Origin of the sequence: Deinococcus misasensis DSM 22328 (assembly GCF_000745915.1) — a bacterium.
GTDB lineage: Bacteria > Deinococcota > Deinococci > Deinococcales > Deinococcaceae > Deinococcus_C > Deinococcus_C misasensis.
This window is the reverse complement of sequence record NZ_JQKG01000001.1, coordinates 59,404-73,528: the sequence shown is the minus strand read 5'-3', so window position 1 is coordinate 73,528 and position 14,125 is coordinate 59,404. Positions and strand designations below refer to the sequence as shown.

The window sequence follows — 14,125 nt, the reverse complement described above, 5'->3', positions numbered from 1 at the left end:
AGGGGTGAAGGTGCCGTTGACGGCGTGTATTCCGCCCCCCAGCCTCAATTGGGCGGCTTGCTGAAGAAAGTCAGAAGTGCCGAGGGCCCAGAGCCGAGGGCCAAGGGCAACCACCATGCTTTTTCTTCAGCCCAACCAGAAATGCAGGTCAGAGCAGGTGCTGCTTTTGGCTCTCGGCCCTATGCTCTCGGCCCTCGGCAAAACAGGAGACTCCACTTCATGCCCCACATCCAACTGAACACCCCCATCCCCGGTCCCAAAAGCACAGAAGTCATGAAACGCCGCGCAGATGCGGTCACCAGTGCCCTCGGGCAGGCCATGCCCATTTCAGTCAAGAAAGCAAAAGGTTCTCTGGTCGAAGATGTGGATGGAAACACCTTCATCGATCTGGCCGGAGGGATTGGCACCCTCGGGGTGGGACATGCCCCGGATTTTGTGGTGAAAGCCATTCAGGAGCAGGCCGAAAACCTGATCCACATGTGCTCGATTGTGGCCACCTACGAGCCTTATGTCGAGCTGTGTGAGGAACTCAACCGCATCACCCCCGGCGATTTCAAGAAGAAAACCCTGCTGGCCAACGGCGGTTCTGAAGCCGTGGAAAATGCAGTGAAGTTTGCCCGCCGTTTCACCGGACGGCAAGGGGTGATTGTCTTTGAAGGGGCTTACCACGGTCGCACCAACCTGACCATGAGCATGACCAGCAAGTACGCCCTGTTCAAAAAGGGCTTTGGTCCGTTTGCCTCCGAGATTTACCGGGTTCCGGTGCCCAACTTTTACCGCACCCCCAAAGGGATGACCCCAGAGGCTTATCTGGAGTGGTGCTGCAGCAACCTCGAAAACGCGCTGGTGGCCCATGTGGACGGAAGCGCTCTGGCTGCCATCGTGATTGAACCTGTGCTGGGTGAAGGGGGATTCATCCCCATGCCCGAGCCTTTCCTGCGCAAAATCCGTGAAATCTGCACCCGCGAAGGGGCCGTGATGATCGCAGACGAAATCCAGTCCGGTTCTGGGCGCACCGGCAAGCTGTATGCCATCGAGCACTCTGGCGTGATTCCTGATCTGGTGATCAGTGCCAAGAGCCTCGGGGGAGGAATGCCCATCAGTGCGGTCACCGGACGTGCGGAAATTCTGGATGCCCCACACACCGGAGGGGTGGGTTCAACTTACGGGGGCAACCCGGTGGCCTGCGTGGCTGCTCTGGCTGCCATCCGTCACATCAACACCCCGGAGGTGCTGGCTCAGGCAGCCCGGATTGAGGGTGTGGTCCGTGAAATTTTTGAGCCCCTGAAAGGCAAAGTCCAGGCCATTGGAGATGTGCGCGGGGTCGGGGCCATGATGGCTGTCGAATTCGTCAAGGACCATGACACGCTGGAACCGTGGTCGGATTTTGTGCTGGAAGTGGTGAAACGCAGCCTCCAGAGGGGCGTCATCGTGATCCGCGCAGGTCTGTACACCAACTGCATCCGGTTCCTGCCCCAGCTTGACATCCCTGAAGACCAGCTTCGGGAAGCCCTGCAGATCGTGGCAGAGGTGGTCCAGCAGGTGGATCAGGACCTCGGGGTGGTTCGTGTCTGAACGTTTTGTGGTGGTGCAGTCCTCTACGGAAATGGCGGTCAGGCTCGCGGAAATCCAGCGGGCCTGCTTCCCGGACCTCAGCGAGGAAGAATTGATGCGCCCCGAGCACTACCTGTCCCATCAAAAGGTCTTTCCAGAAGGACAACACGCCGTTCTGGACACCGAAACCAACGAAGTGGTGGCCTCCAGCAGTGACCTGCGTCTGAATGTGGATTTTGACCACATCCAGCACCGCTACATGGACGCCGTGGACAACAATTACCTCACCAACCATGATCCAGCAGGGGAGTGGCTGTATGGGGCAGACATCGCGGTGCATCCCGATTACCGCGGGCATGGCCTGAGCACCCTGCTGTACGACGCAAGGCATCGCCTGATCCGTAAGCTGGGTCTGAAAGGCCATGTGGCCGGAGCAATGCCCAAGGGTTATCACCTGCACCCAGAGCTTTCCATCGAAGAGTACGTGCAGAAGGTGATGGCAGGCGACCTCAGGGATCCAGTCCTGAGCGTACAACTGAAAAGGGGATACCAGGTACACGGCATCATCCATGATTACCTTGAAGACCCCACCTGCGGAAATTATGGCGTTTTCATTTGCTGGCTGAACCCCGAGAGGCAACCATGAGCACCCTATACACCAACGCAAAACTCTGGGGTCGCAGCGAAACCTCTGTGCTGGTGAAAGACGGCCTCATTGCGCAGTTTGGTTTTGAAGGAGAGGCAGACCAGACCATCGACCTGCAAGGTGCACACCTGCTGCCCGGTTTCAACGATGCCCACGTGCACATCTGGAAGGTGGGGCAGCTTCGCACCACCACGCTGGATTTGCGTGGCATTGGAACCTTGCCAGAGCTTTTCGAGGCCATCAAAACGCGCCTTTTGACCCTCCAGTCCGGAGAGTGGCTGTATGCCAGAGGCTGGAATGAAGCCAGCCTTGCTGAGAAACGCCCTCCACTCAGGACCGAACTGGACGAGGTGGCCCCACACAACCCGATCCTGCTCACCCGAACCTGTGCCCACATCCACGCAGCCAACACCCTTGCGTTTCAGCAGGCTGGGATAGATGCTTCTACGCCCAATCCGCCCGGTGGAGAAGTGCATTACCAAAACGGTTTGCTGCTGGAAACCGCTCTGGGCCTGATCCAGAAGGCCATGCCAAAACCGTCGGTGCAGGATTACGAACGCTGGGTGCTGGCGGGATGTGATTACCTCCGCGAACAGGGCTGCACTTATGCCACCGATCCTGCCGTGGACCCTCCACTCTTGCAGGCATACATCAACCTTGCTGAACAGGGAAAACTGCCCATCCGGGTGAATGTGCTGTACATCCGCAGGCCCGATGGAGGCAAAGACACCTACCCCCTCCCAGAGCCCTACGAGCATCCCTTTTTGCGCGTAAAATCTGTCAAATTCTTTGCAGATGGGGGCCTCTCTGGAGCCACCGCTGCCCTCAGTGTCCCTTACCAGAACACCCCCGAGCCCTCGCAGGGCGTGCTGCGCTTCGACACCGAAGAACTGTATGACCTGATGCTCGAAGCCCACCTTGCAGGTTTCCAGATTGGCACCCACGCCATCGGAGACCGCACCCTGACGCAGGTCCTCGGGATTTACCAGAGGCTGTACACGGAGCACCCAACAGACGTCCGGCACCGCATCGAGCATTTCGGGCTTCCAGACCCCGAGCACCTGAAACTGGCCCACGACCTCGGGGTGGTGGTGGTGCCTCAGGCGATTTTCCTGCGCGAACTCCGGGTCAACTTTGAGCGTTACCTCCCAGAAAGTTTCAAGGCCAGATGTTATAACCTCAGGCAGATGCTGGACGCTGGCCTGACCGTGGCCCTTTCCAGCGATGGTCCAGTCGTCAAAGAACTGCGCATTCTGGAAGGCATCAAAACCGCCATGCACGAAGGCATGCTCCCCGAGAACAACATCTCTTTAACAGAGGCCATCACCGCTTACACGCTCGGGGGTGCGCAGGCCCAGCAACAAGAACACCTTTACGGCACGCTGGAAGTGGGCAAAAAAGCAGACTTTGTGCTGCTCAGCCACCTTCCAGCCCACCCCGAGAGCCAGATCCTGAAAACCATCCTTGCAGAGGAGCACCCTTCATGACCACCCAGATTGCCGAATACCCGACCCAGGCTTACATCAATGGACAGTGGACCTCCACAGGCAAAACCTTTGGCATCACCAACCCGGCCACCGCAGAACGGCTGTTCGAGGTCACCGATTGCGGAGCAGAACAGGCAGAGGCCGCACTGCAAGCTGCTCTGGAGGCTTACCAGAGCTGGAAGCACACCAACCCCTTTGAACGGGGCCGCATCATCGCCAAATGGGCTGCCTTGATGCACCAGAACAGCGAAAAACTGGCCCGCATCATGACCCTCGAAATGGGCAAACCCATCATCGAAACCCGCGGTGAAGTCAAATACGCTGCCAGCTTCGCAGAATGGTACGCCGAAGAAGGCAAACGCCACGCCGGAACCATGCTGCACATGCCTTTCGACCACAAACGGGGCATGGTCCGCTACGATCCAGTGGGCGTGTGTTACGCGGTCACCCCATGGAATTTCCCTGCAGGCATGATCACCCGCAAAGTGGCCCCGGCCCTTGCCGCAGGTTGCGTGATGGTGCTCAAACCCGCCGAACAAAGCCCGGTCACGGCCCTTTACCTTGCCGAACTCTGGGAAGAGGCCGGAGGCCCCAAAGGCACTTTTCAGGTGCTTCCTGCCCTTGATCCCGTTCCGGTCAGCAAACCCTTCATTGACAGCCGGGATTGCCGCAAAATCACCTTCACGGGCAGCACCGAAGTGGGGCGCATCCTGTACACGCAGGCCGCCCAGACCATCAAACGCATTTCTTTTGAGCTGGGTGGACATGCCCCCTTCATCATCTTCCCGGATGCCGACCTCGATCTGGCCGTGAAAGAAGTCATGCTGGCGAAATACCGCAACGCAGGCCAGACCTGCATCTGCGTGAACCGCCTCTACGTGCATGAAAGTGTAGCGGAAGACTTCACCGCCCGACTGGTGGCCAAAGTCAAAACCCTGAAAGTCGGCAACCCCATCGAGCAGACCACCAGCGTGGGACCTCTGGTGGAACAGGCCGGTCTCGACAAAGTCCAGAGGCACGTTCAGGACGCTGTCTCCAAAGGGGCCACCTGTGAAATTGGTGGAGAACACCTCGGCGGACTGTTCTATGCGCCCACAGTGCTCTCTGGCGTCACCAACGACATGGTGATCATGACCGAAGAAACCTTCGGACCCGTGGCCGCCATCACTACTTTCAAAACCACCGAAGAGGCCATTGAACTGGCCAACAACACCCCCTTTGGCCTCGCAGCTTACCTGTGGACCAAAGACATCGCCACCGGATTCAAAGTCTCTGAAGCCTTGGAATACGGCATTGTCGGTGTGAACGATGGGGTCCCCAGTGCTGCAAGCCCACACGTTCCTTTCGGCGGCATGAAGTTCTCTGGTGTGGGCCGCGAAGGGGGAGAGTGGGGCCTGATGGAATATCTGGAGCCCAAACTGATCAGCTACGGGTTGTACGAATGATGGTGCGCAGGTTTTCCCTGACGCAGGTGTGAATCTGAGAAGTTTACAGTGCACAGTTGACAGTGCACAGCAGGATTGAAGACCACACCTTCTGCTGGTCAGATCCAAAAACTTGACCCCCAACTTCAAGTTGGGGGTTTTCAGTTGTTTTGCTGTCTGCTGTGCACTGTAGACTGTGAACCTTACGGTTGAGGGTTCGTTTTGATTTCAGCAGAGCACTGTTGACACCTGATGTGCTGTATGGAGTGATCAAATCTTGATGTCTACTGTGAACTGTAAACTGTGAACCTCAATAGTAGTGGTTCCAGCCCGCAGCGACCACGGCAAGGTAGTACGCTTCAGCGCTCTTGTTGCAGGCATAGCGCAGGGGGTTGTACCAGCTGTAGTTGCTGGAGCAGATGGACAGCATGTTGCTGTAGAACTTGGAATCCACTTTGGCGCGGTTCCATTCATTGGCCATGCCGAACTTGCGGTAGTTGCGGTAACCGAAGTCGTGCTGGTTGCAGGCCGGGCGGAATCGGGTGTTGGCATCTCCAAACAGCTTGGAAACCCAGCTTGGGGCGGAGCACCCGTCGCGGCTCCAGTCGAACTGGGTGTAAGAGCCACGGCGGCTGTAGTGGTTGTTGTAGTTGGACATGCTGCCCAGAGCGATGGACACCATCAGGGTGTTCTGGGGTTCAATGGTGATTTCGCTGTCGGCCTGAGCGGATTGTTTCAGGGCTTCGCGGAAACTCTGGGCCACTTCAGGCTGGTTGGTTTCCAGTTCTTGCAAGAGGGCCTGGTCTTCAGCGCTGATCCCGGTTTCGGTGACAGCGGTGGGGACCTGTGCGGTGGAGCAGGCGGCAAGGGTCAGGGAAAGCAGGGCTGCAGACAGAATCAACTTCAGTTTCATGGATGCCTCCGATGTGCTGGAATGTGTTGACAGAAAAAGGTGGGGTGATCGGGTTGGGTGTGGATCACTTGAGAACATGGTAAAGGACCCCTGTAGATCTGCCGTAAATCGAAAAACCTTGTTCTGTAAATGAAAATACGCCCATTTAAGCATGGTTTCAGTTGGGTCAGGGATAACCCTTAAATCGGTCAGGGGGTGCCTTTTTGTTAGACTGTATCCAGAAAAGTCGCAAGGCAAAGGCATGTTCTGGTGTTTGGGCACAAACACTTGCGCAACAGCACACCAGAAACCCCGCTGACTTGCACCATGAACCATAAAACCATGAAAAGAAAGCATGTTCTCCCCCTGATTTGTTGCCTTGGACAGCCCTCGATGGTGGTCCAGAACAACCGTCAGGTGTTGCCCAATGAACGGGCACTCTGGCTTTTGACCTATCTGGCAGCGCAGGAAAACTGGGTGTCTCGAGAGGAAGTGGCCCGCATCCTCTGGCCTGATGCAGCCAGCAGTGTGGCTCGAACCCGCCTCAGGCAATTGATCCTCAGGATCAAAGACCTCGGGTGGGCCCCTCAAATGGACATCGACCAGAGCAAATTGCGCTGGAGTCAGGGCTGCGACCTGCATGTTTTCCGGGATGCTTACGCCCACCAGCAGTGGAACGTGGTGCATGCAATCTATCAGGGAACGTTGCTCATGGGTTGTGCCACAGACGCTTCAGACGAATTCACCGCGTGGCTGGACATGGAACGTTTCAAATTGCAGTGCCAGTGGCGCATGGCTGCCCACCAGCATGCCTTGCAGCTCATGGGTCAGGGACAGGTGCAGCAGGCCGAGGAGGTCCTCCAGCACATCTTACAGGTGGACCCTCTGGCAGAGGACGTGCTGTGCGACTACCTGCGTCTTGCCTTGCAAAACGGGCATCGGGATGCTGCCTCTGAGCAGTACCTGTTGTTTGCCAGAGAACTCGAAGCCCAGTTGCAGATGAAGCCCAGAGCAGACACGCAAGCCCTTTTTGCTGCCTTGCGTGAACCTCTGGATGTGCCGGTGTCCAGACCTTCACGCACCACCGTTCAGATGAGCACCCCCCTGATGGGCCGGGAGTCAGAATTGCAATCCCTTTTGCAACAACTTGCTGAGCCAGAGTTGCGCATCATCACCTTGACCGGCGTGGGAGGGGCAGGAAAAACCCGTCTGGCTCTGGAAGTGGCCCGCCGGGTGAACCTGAAAACCCATGTGTTGTCTCTGGTGGGGCATCCTGCAGATCAGCCTCTGGTGCTCACACTGGCACAACATTTGCAGTTGCCTCTCTCCCATGCCAGCAGTGCGCCAGAGCAGGTGAAAAGTGTGCTGGGCAAACAGCCCACCTTGCTGGTGCTGGACAACACAGAGCACATCCTTCCTCTGGCCAGAGATTTTGTGTCGTGGGTGCAGGACTGTCCGGGTGTCAAGGTGCTGCTGACCAGTCGCATCTGTCTGGGGGTGCCCGGAGAGAGGGTCCATGCTCTGGCTGGATTGGAGCAGGAAACCGAAGCCCTGAACTTGCTGCTGGAAGCGGCAGACCGTGTGATGCCCCAAACCCCACTCACCGAAGAAGAAAAAACAGCGGCTTTGCAGATCTGTGAACGGGTGCAATTTCTGCCTCTGGGTCTGGAACTGGCCGGTGCATGGCGCAGGATGCTGGGCTGGACCGAAATCCGCGACGAACTGCAAAAAAGTCTGGATTTCCTGACCGGGGCCCTCCCAGGCATTTCCGAAAGACACTCCGGGATGCGGATTGTCTTTGAGCACTCGTGGCGGTTGCTTCCTGCCCATTTGCAGCAGGCTTTGCGAAAATTGATGGTGTTCAGGGGCAGTTTTGAGCGGCTCTCTGCCCTGAGCATCGCAGGCATCAGCAACCGGGATTTGCTGTCCCTGATGGACCACTCTCTGGTGAAACGCATGCGGGGCAGCGACCAGCGTTTCGAGGTGCACGAACTGATCCGGGAGTACGTCACCGAAAAACAGCAAGCCCACCCCGAGGAGATCCGTGAGACCCGTGCCAGACATGCCCATTACTTTCTGGGGTATGTCAACAAGCATGATCCGTATGCCCCTCTGGCGAATCAGCAGATTGCTTTGCAGCACCTGACACAGGAGCAAGAAAACCTGCACATCGCTTTGCAGCACCTTTATGACACCAGAGACACCCCCACGCTTCTGAACCTGCTCACCCCCATGTGCCTGTTGTGGGTGACCCGCAACATGATTTTGCAGGCGTCTGAATGGCTGGGCAAAATCCGGGATTTGCCAGATGTGCAAAACTCGGGGCCGCTTTATGCAGAACTGCTTTTGAATTACGGCAATCTGGCCCGCTTTCAGGGACAGTTTGAGACTGCTGGACAGCACTATCTGGAAACCATCCAGCTGGCCGAACAACACCAGAGCATTCACACTGCTTCGGCAGCGCGAAACAGCCTTGGGGCCATGTGCCTGATTGCGGGACAGATCGAACAGGCCGAAAAACTGTTTCAGGACAACCTGCAAGCGCTGGATTGCTGGAAGGTGGAATGTCGGCACCAGCAAGCCTTCAGCCATCTGGGACTCGGGCATGTGCGCCGCTTGAAAGGAGACCTGCAAGAGGCCGAGCGCCTGATCCAGAGGAGTTTGCAGATCATCCAACCACAAGGGACCCACCACTTCCTGACCTATGTCTATGAAGGCCTCGGGTTGCTGTGCCTCGATCAGGGGCGTCTGGAGGAGGCCTACACTTGGATGACCCGCAGCCTGCTTGAAAAAGAACGGCTGGAAAACACCTTCGAGCGGGCCATCACCTGGTACGACCTCGGGGTGATTCAGTTTCGGCAGCAGGGGTGGGATCTGGCCGCCGACCATTTTGCCCGCAGCCTCAAAACCGCTCTGGACTGGAACCAGCCCCAGACGGTGGCAGCTTCTCTGGAACACCTTGCTGAATGGGCTGCACGCAAAGGACATCCAGAGTCGGCCTGCCTGCTGTGGGGTGCAGCCAGCACCTTCAAAACCCGCATTCAAACCCCATCAGGTCGGCCTTTTCCAGTTCGAGATGGGGCGCTGCAAAAGCAGGTTCAAGAGAGGCTTGGACCCGCTCAGGTCATGCTCCTTGAGCGGGATGGATCCCAACTGTCCCTCAGGGAGGTGGTGGCTCTGGTGCGGAAACTGTGCCCAGAGAAATCCTCTGTTACCAGCGTGCTTTATGGCGGTCCACCCTTGGTTTTCGGAACCTGACCCTCAAAAGAAACTGCTGACCACGAAGCCTGCATAAAGAAGACCTCCCAGAGCGGCCAATTTGCGGGCCAACTCTGGATGGGACGGCCCCAGAAAACAGGCCAGAGCCAGACACACCCACACCAGACTGTGCCCCCACCTCTGCATGAAGAAGCGCAGCCCGGTTGCAGGTTTCTGGGGATGAACAAACCCAAAAACCGTGGCAATGGCAAGGCACACCATCCCCCAGAACCAGAAAGGCAAACCCAAAAGGCTCATTTGGCCCCCCGGAACACCAGAGACGCCAACAGAAGGGCCAAGAGTGCCAGCGATGGAACCACATCTGGAGCCAGAGGGACCAACAGAAAAGCCCCTCCCAGCACCAACAGAAGCAGGCTGAAACCGTATTTGTCTCTGGGATGGGTGATGTGTGGAGGCACCCTCAGGGCAAACCATGCAGCCAGTCCAAAGCACATCAAGGTCCAGAACCAGTTGGGCATTCCGAAAAATTCCATTTGTACAGGGTACGCGTCTGGGTTGGTCAGGGTTTCAAGGGGGGAGAGAGGCCATGCAAGCAAAGAGAGCCATTAGCCATCAGCCAGAAGGAAAGTCTTCTTCTGATTCCTTGAGCTTGAAAAAGCTGAGTCAACTTTGCTGTTTCGTTCTTGCTGTTCCCTACAGCAAAAGCCTCTGGGTGGGCTTTTTGCTGACTGCTGATGGCTGACCGCTGACCGCTTTCTCAGTTGACTTGTCCAAGGTCAGACTTTGCACTTGGCCTGGCACTTTCCTCGACAAGGCCACATTTTGCTTCAGATTTCACGTTAGAATACCCGTATGGATGATCTGGTGCTCAAGCGACTCGGTTCGCTGATGAAGTTGCGTGAAGACATTGAAGTGCTGTCTGGATCAGGCCGCTGGACCCCATCCTCCGATTGGCTGGAAACCGATTCGCATGTGATTCTGGTGATGGATTTGCCGGGCATTGCTCCGGAATCTCTGGAAATTCAAGAAGAGGATGAAATTTTGACGGTGGCTGGAAAGCGCGAAGATCTGGAAATTCCCGGTGTCGTGTTCCATCAAGAGAGGCCCGGTCAGGAGTTTGTGCGGGAATTCCAGATGCCAAGGGACACCACGCCCGGAACCGCGCAGGCCAGATTGCGCAACGGTGTGTTGATCATTTCCTTCGAAAAGAGCAGCAAAGTCATCAATGCTGAATGATTTCAGGGAAAAGTGGTGCTGACATCAAAGGGAGGCCAATGCCTCCCTTTAAATTTATAAGATTTCTTTATATGATTTAAGCATGGCCTTGACCGAGCGGGAACAACAGCTGCTCTCCCTTCTGACCGACAACCCCCTGCTTTCTCCCAAAGAGCTGGCAGACAAACTCAAAACCACACCCAGTGCCATTGCCGTGCACCTTTCCAACCTCACCAAGAAAGGGGTGATCCTCGGGCGGGGCTACATCGTCCGACAGGAAAGCAGTGTGCTGGTGATTGGCGGAGCCAACGTGGACTTCAAAGCCCGCAGTCTGGCCCAACCCGTGATGGGCAGTTCCAACCCCGGACAGACCACCTCCGCTTTCGGAGGGGTGGGACGCAACATTGCGGAAAACCTTGCAAGGCTCGGGGTGCAGGTGAGCCTGATCACCATGTTGGGCCGCGACCCCAGCGGTGAACGCCTGAAAATGCACACCCAGAGCGCCGGAGTGGACTTGCGCCTCAGTTTCTACTCCGACACCCCCACTGGGACCTACACCGCAGTGCTCAATCCAGATGGCAACCTGTTGATTGCCATCAGTGACATGAGCATCATGCAAGAGCTTTCCCCCGATGTGCTCCGGCAACGCGAACAGCACATCAAAGCCGCACCCTATCTGGTGCTGGACGCCAACCTCAGGCAGGACACCCTCGAATACGCCCTGAAAACCGCCCGAGGAAAAGTCATCCTGGAGCCGGTCAGTGTCAGCAAATCCCTGTTCATCAAAAACGTGCTGGGCAGTGCCCCTGTCTTTGCCATCACCCCCAACCTCGACGAGCTTGAGGCCCTGACCGGAACCCGCGACCTGAAAAACGCCTGCCGCATTTTGCACAGCCTGCAAGTGGAGCATGTGGTGGTCACGCTCGGGGAAGAAGGGGTGTATGTCTCTGGCCCCAAAAACAAAATCCAACTCCGGTCCATGCCCGCCCACGTGCAGGATGTCACCGGAGCCGGAGACGCCTTCATCTCGGGGATGTTGTACGCCCTCACCCACAACGAGGACCTCAAAACCGCCTGCGATTACGGCCAGACCGCCGCAGTGCTGACCCTCGAAAGCCCCAACACCGTCAATCCCGAACTGAGCGTCAGTTCACTGGAAAGCAGGAGAAATGATCACGTTACACCCTGAAGTGCAAGAAGCCCTGAACAACAACCAAGCCGTGGTGGCTCTGGAATCCACCATCATCTCCCACGGCATGCCCTACCCCCAGAACGTGCAGACCGCCCGGGAAGTGGAAGACATCATCCGTGAACACGGGGCCGTGCCTGCCACCATCGCCATTCTGGACGGCAGCATCAAAGTGGGCCTTTCAGACGACGAACTCGAAATGCTCGGGTCCCACAAAGACGTGTTGAAGGTCTCCATCCGCGACCTGCCTTACGTGACCGCCATGAAACGCAACGGGGCCACCACCGTCGCCAGCACCATGCGGATTGCCCACCGGGCAGGCATTTCGGTCTTCGTGACCGGCGGGCTTGGAGGGGTACACCGGGGCGCAGAAACCACCTTTGATGTCTCCGCAGACCTCACGGAATTCACCCTGTCCAACGTTGCAGTGATCAGCGCAGGGGTGAAGTCCATTCTGGACATCGGCCTGACCCTTGAAAAACTGGAAACCCTCGGGGTTCCCGTGATTGGTTACGGCACCCCAGAGTTCCCTGCCTTCTACTCCAGAGCCTCTGGTTTCAAGGTGCCCATGCAACTCGACACCCCCACGGACATCGCCAGAGTCATGAAAGACAAGTGGGCTCTGGACCTTGTGGGTGGCCTCAGCATCGCCAACCCGATTCCTCTGGAAGACGAAATTCCGGCCAGCACCATTGACCCCCACATCGAAAAAGCCCTGCAAGAAGCCCACGAAAAAGGCATCAAAGGCAAAGACGTGACCCCCTTCCTGTTGTCTCGCATCGCCGAAATCACCGCAGGCCAGAGCCTGAAATCCAACATCGCTCTGGTGAAAAACAACGCCCACCTCGGGGCACAAATTGCGGTTGAATTCGCCAAGCTCTGAGCATTGAGCACAGCTCAGAAGCAAAAGAAAGATCCCTTGCATGCAAGGGATCTTTTTGAATTTCTCAGGATTCAGGATTTACTTTTGCACCACATCGCGGCTGAGCATCTGGTGTGCAGAGGTCAGCAGGTCTTCGGTGGCTTCCCAACTGATGCAGGCATCGGTGACGCTCACCCCGTACTTGAGCTGAGACAGGTCAGAGGGGATTTTCTGTGCCCCTTCATTCAGGTGGCTTTCCAGCATCACACCCACCAGATCCCGGTCTCCGGCCATGCGTTGTTCGATGACCTCGTTCCAGGCGATGCTCTGCTTGCGGAAATCCTTGTTCGAGTTGGCGTGGGAGCAGTCCACCACGATGGCCGGGTTCAGGCCCGCTTCGCGCATTTCTCTGGCGGCTTCCTGAACGTGCTGGGCAGAGTAATTCGCTCCAGAGCGACCACCCCGCAGAATCACGTGGCCGTAAGGGTTGCCTTCGGTGCCGATCATGGCCGCCTGACCATGCTCGTCGATGCCCAGGAAAGTGTGCCGATTTTGGGCTGCGATGATCGCATCAATTGCCACTTTCACGTTTCCATCGGTGGAATTCTTGAAGCCCACCGGAATGGACACACCACTGGCCATGGTGCGGTGCGTCTGGGATTCGGTGGTTCTGGCCCCAATCGCACCCCACACCAGCAGGTCTGCGATGTACTGGGGAACAAAAGGATCGAGCAATTCGGTGGCCACAGGGATCCCGAGTTCATTCACCTTCAGCATCACTTCACGGGTTTTCCTGAGGCCCAGATTGAAATCGCTCTGGTACTTCATCTCGGGGTCATGGATGAAACCCCTCCAGCCCACGGTGGTGCGGGGTTTGTCCACGTAAACGCGCATCACGATGAACAGTTTGTCTTCCAGTTTGTCTTTGAGGGCTTTCAGGCGTTTGGCGTACTCCACGGCCTGATCGATGTCGTGGATGGAGCAAGGCCCGGTGATCACCAGCAGGCGGGGGTCTTTTTTGGTGAGGATGTCTTCAATGATCTGACGGGACTCGAATACGGTTCTGTCTGCCTTTTCATTGCGGGGCAACTCGGCCTTGAGGTCTTTGGGAGTGATCAGGGGTCGCACCTCTGTGACGTGCAGGTTTTCCAGTTTATGCATCTCGGTCTCCTCAGCATGGATCGGAACGTTCTTGAAAAGCACAAAAAAACTGCGCCCGGTGTCTCCCGAGCGCAGTGATTGCAACAAGCTTAGCGCACCCGGGATTCACCGAGCGAAATAAAAAAAGCAGCTGAAGCCTGGTCTTTGCGTGCTCATCTCCCTTGATGCTAATGGTTCTGGGAGGACGGGTGGAGGTTCAACCTAGACAGCGGAAAGACCAAAGGGTGGATTGCTGTGCATTTTGAGGGCTGTATTTTTTGTGCCAGAGGCCGAGGGCCGAGCGCCGAGGGCAAGGAATGCTTCAGCCAGAGCAATGCAAAGGGCGCAGCACGCTGCGCCCCTACATTGACCCTTGACGTTTTTTGGTGTCTGATACACGATGCTCTCGGCTCTCGGCTCTCGGCTCTCGGCTCTCGGCTCTCGGCTCTCGGCTCTCGGCTCTCGGCTCTCGGCTCTCGGCTCTCGGCTCTCGGCTC

At 56.9% G+C, this 14,125-nt stretch carries 12 protein-coding genes; 8 read left to right on the top strand and 4 right to left on the bottom strand.

The window, feature by feature from the left end; all coding sequences use genetic code 11:
* Positions 1 to 219: 219 nt before the first annotated feature.
* From Q371_RS00315 to Q371_RS00300, 4 genes are read left to right on the top strand one after another with little or no spacing between them, the layout of a single operon-like run.
* Positions 220 to 1,575 carry an aspartate aminotransferase family protein gene (locus Q371_RS00315; protein ID WP_034335236.1) on the top strand — a complete coding sequence of 452 codons (1,356 nt, stop codon included), beginning with the start codon at positions 220 to 222 and terminating at the stop codon, positions 1,573 to 1,575.
* On the top strand, positions 1,568 to 2,200 hold the full coding sequence (locus Q371_RS00310) for a GNAT family N-acetyltransferase (RefSeq protein ID WP_245618167.1): 633 nt from the start codon (positions 1,568 to 1,570) through the stop codon (positions 2,198 to 2,200). The genes Q371_RS00315 and Q371_RS00310 overlap by 8 nt, the downstream gene beginning before the upstream one ends.
* Positions 2,197 to 3,687, top strand: a complete 1,491-nt coding sequence (locus Q371_RS00305; protein ID WP_034334667.1) for an amidohydrolase — start codon at positions 2,197 to 2,199, stop codon at positions 3,685 to 3,687. The genes Q371_RS00310 and Q371_RS00305 overlap by 4 nt, the downstream gene beginning before the upstream one ends.
* Complete coding sequence (locus Q371_RS00300) at positions 3,684 to 5,132, top strand: NAD-dependent succinate-semialdehyde dehydrogenase (protein WP_034334666.1); 1,449 nt, start codon at positions 3,684 to 3,686, stop codon at positions 5,130 to 5,132. The genes Q371_RS00305 and Q371_RS00300 overlap by 4 nt, the downstream gene beginning before the upstream one ends.
* A 289-nt stretch (positions 5,133 to 5,421) precedes the next feature.
* Here the strand turns inward: Q371_RS00300 and Q371_RS27465 are convergent, their stop codons facing one another.
* On the bottom strand, positions 5,422 to 6,024 hold the full coding sequence (locus tag Q371_RS27465; RefSeq protein WP_034334662.1) for a phospholipase A2: 603 nt from the start codon (positions 6,022 to 6,024) through the stop codon (positions 5,422 to 5,424).
* Positions 6,025 to 6,345: 321 nt separating this feature from the next.
* On the opposite strand from Q371_RS27465, the gene Q371_RS00290 reads away from it, so the two are divergent.
* Positions 6,346 to 9,261 carry an AfsR/SARP family transcriptional regulator gene (locus Q371_RS00290; RefSeq protein ID WP_169743756.1) on the top strand — a complete coding sequence of 972 codons (2,916 nt, stop codon included), beginning with the start codon at positions 6,346 to 6,348 and terminating at the stop codon, positions 9,259 to 9,261.
* Between the two features lie 3 nt (positions 9,262 to 9,264).
* Here the strand turns inward: Q371_RS00290 and Q371_RS00285 are convergent, their stop codons facing one another.
* Both Q371_RS00285 and Q371_RS00280 read right to left on the bottom strand, forming a co-directional pair.
* The gene (locus Q371_RS00285; RefSeq protein ID WP_034334656.1) at positions 9,265 to 9,519 is read right to left on the bottom strand and encodes a hypothetical protein; all 255 of its coding nucleotides are present in this window, start codon (positions 9,517 to 9,519) and stop codon (positions 9,265 to 9,267) included.
* A complete protein-coding gene (locus Q371_RS00280; RefSeq protein WP_157442416.1) occupies positions 9,516 to 9,755 on the bottom strand; it encodes a hypothetical protein in 240 nt (79 codons plus the stop codon). The genes Q371_RS00285 and Q371_RS00280 overlap by 4 nt, the downstream gene beginning before the upstream one ends.
* Positions 9,756 to 10,074: 319 nt before the next feature.
* Here Q371_RS00280 and Q371_RS00275 point away from each other — a divergent pair, with 319 nt between their 5' ends.
* The 3 genes from Q371_RS00275 to Q371_RS00265 all read left to right on the top strand — a co-directional run bounded on the left by Q371_RS00275 (position 10,075) and on the right by Q371_RS00265 (position 12,509).
* On the top strand, positions 10,075 to 10,458 hold the full coding sequence (locus Q371_RS00275) for an Hsp20/alpha crystallin family protein (RefSeq protein WP_051963017.1): 384 nt from the start codon (positions 10,075 to 10,077) through the stop codon (positions 10,456 to 10,458).
* An 82-nt stretch (positions 10,459 to 10,540) separates the two neighbouring features.
* Positions 10,541 to 11,626 carry a carbohydrate kinase gene (locus Q371_RS00270; protein WP_034334651.1) on the top strand — a complete coding sequence of 362 codons (1,086 nt, stop codon included), beginning with the start codon at positions 10,541 to 10,543 and terminating at the stop codon, positions 11,624 to 11,626.
* The gene (locus Q371_RS00265; RefSeq protein WP_051963016.1) at positions 11,607 to 12,509 is read left to right on the top strand and encodes a pseudouridine-5'-phosphate glycosidase; all 903 of its coding nucleotides are present in this window, start codon (positions 11,607 to 11,609) and stop codon (positions 12,507 to 12,509) included. Before Q371_RS00270 ends, Q371_RS00265 begins: the two co-directional genes overlap by 20 nt.
* Positions 12,510 to 12,587: 78 nt before the next feature.
* Here Q371_RS00265 and Q371_RS00260 read toward each other — a convergent pair whose 3' ends face one another.
* A complete protein-coding gene (locus tag Q371_RS00260) occupies positions 12,588 to 13,649 on the bottom strand; it encodes a 3-deoxy-7-phosphoheptulonate synthase (RefSeq protein ID WP_034334648.1) in 1,062 nt (353 codons plus the stop codon).
* Positions 13,650 to 14,125: the final 476 nt, after the last annotated feature.

Excerpts from the sequence above, each read along its gene's own strand:
- Q371_RS00315 (WP_034335236.1), top strand. The coding sequence starts at position 220 with ATGCCCCACATCCAACTGAACACCCCCATCCCCGGTCCCAAAAGCACA.
- Q371_RS00305 (WP_034334667.1), top strand. The coding sequence starts at position 2,197 with ATGAGCACCCTATACACCAACGCAAAACTCTGGGGTCGCAGCGAAACC.
- Q371_RS00300 (WP_034334666.1), top strand. The coding sequence starts at position 3,684 with ATGACCACCCAGATTGCCGAATACCCGACCCAGGCTTACATCAATGGA.
- Q371_RS27465 (WP_034334662.1), bottom strand. The coding sequence starts at position 6,024 with ATGAAACTGAAGTTGATTCTGTCTGCAGCCCTGCTTTCCCTGACCCTT.
- Q371_RS00290 (WP_169743756.1), top strand. The coding sequence starts at position 6,346 with ATGAAAAGAAAGCATGTTCTCCCCCTGATTTGTTGCCTTGGACAGCCC.
- Q371_RS00285 (WP_034334656.1), bottom strand. The coding sequence starts at position 9,519 with ATGAGCCTTTTGGGTTTGCCTTTCTGGTTCTGGGGGATGGTGTGCCTT.
- Q371_RS00280 (WP_157442416.1), bottom strand. The coding sequence starts at position 9,755 with ATGGAATTTTTCGGAATGCCCAACTGGTTCTGGACCTTGATGTGCTTT.
- Q371_RS00275 (WP_051963017.1), top strand. The coding sequence starts at position 10,075 with ATGGATGATCTGGTGCTCAAGCGACTCGGTTCGCTGATGAAGTTGCGT.
- Q371_RS00270 (WP_034334651.1), top strand. The coding sequence starts at position 10,541 with ATGGCCTTGACCGAGCGGGAACAACAGCTGCTCTCCCTTCTGACCGAC.
- Q371_RS00265 (WP_051963016.1), top strand. The coding sequence starts at position 11,607 with ATGATCACGTTACACCCTGAAGTGCAAGAAGCCCTGAACAACAACCAA.
- Q371_RS00260 (WP_034334648.1), bottom strand. The coding sequence starts at position 13,649 with ATGCATAAACTGGAAAACCTGCACGTCACAGAGGTGCGACCCCTGATC.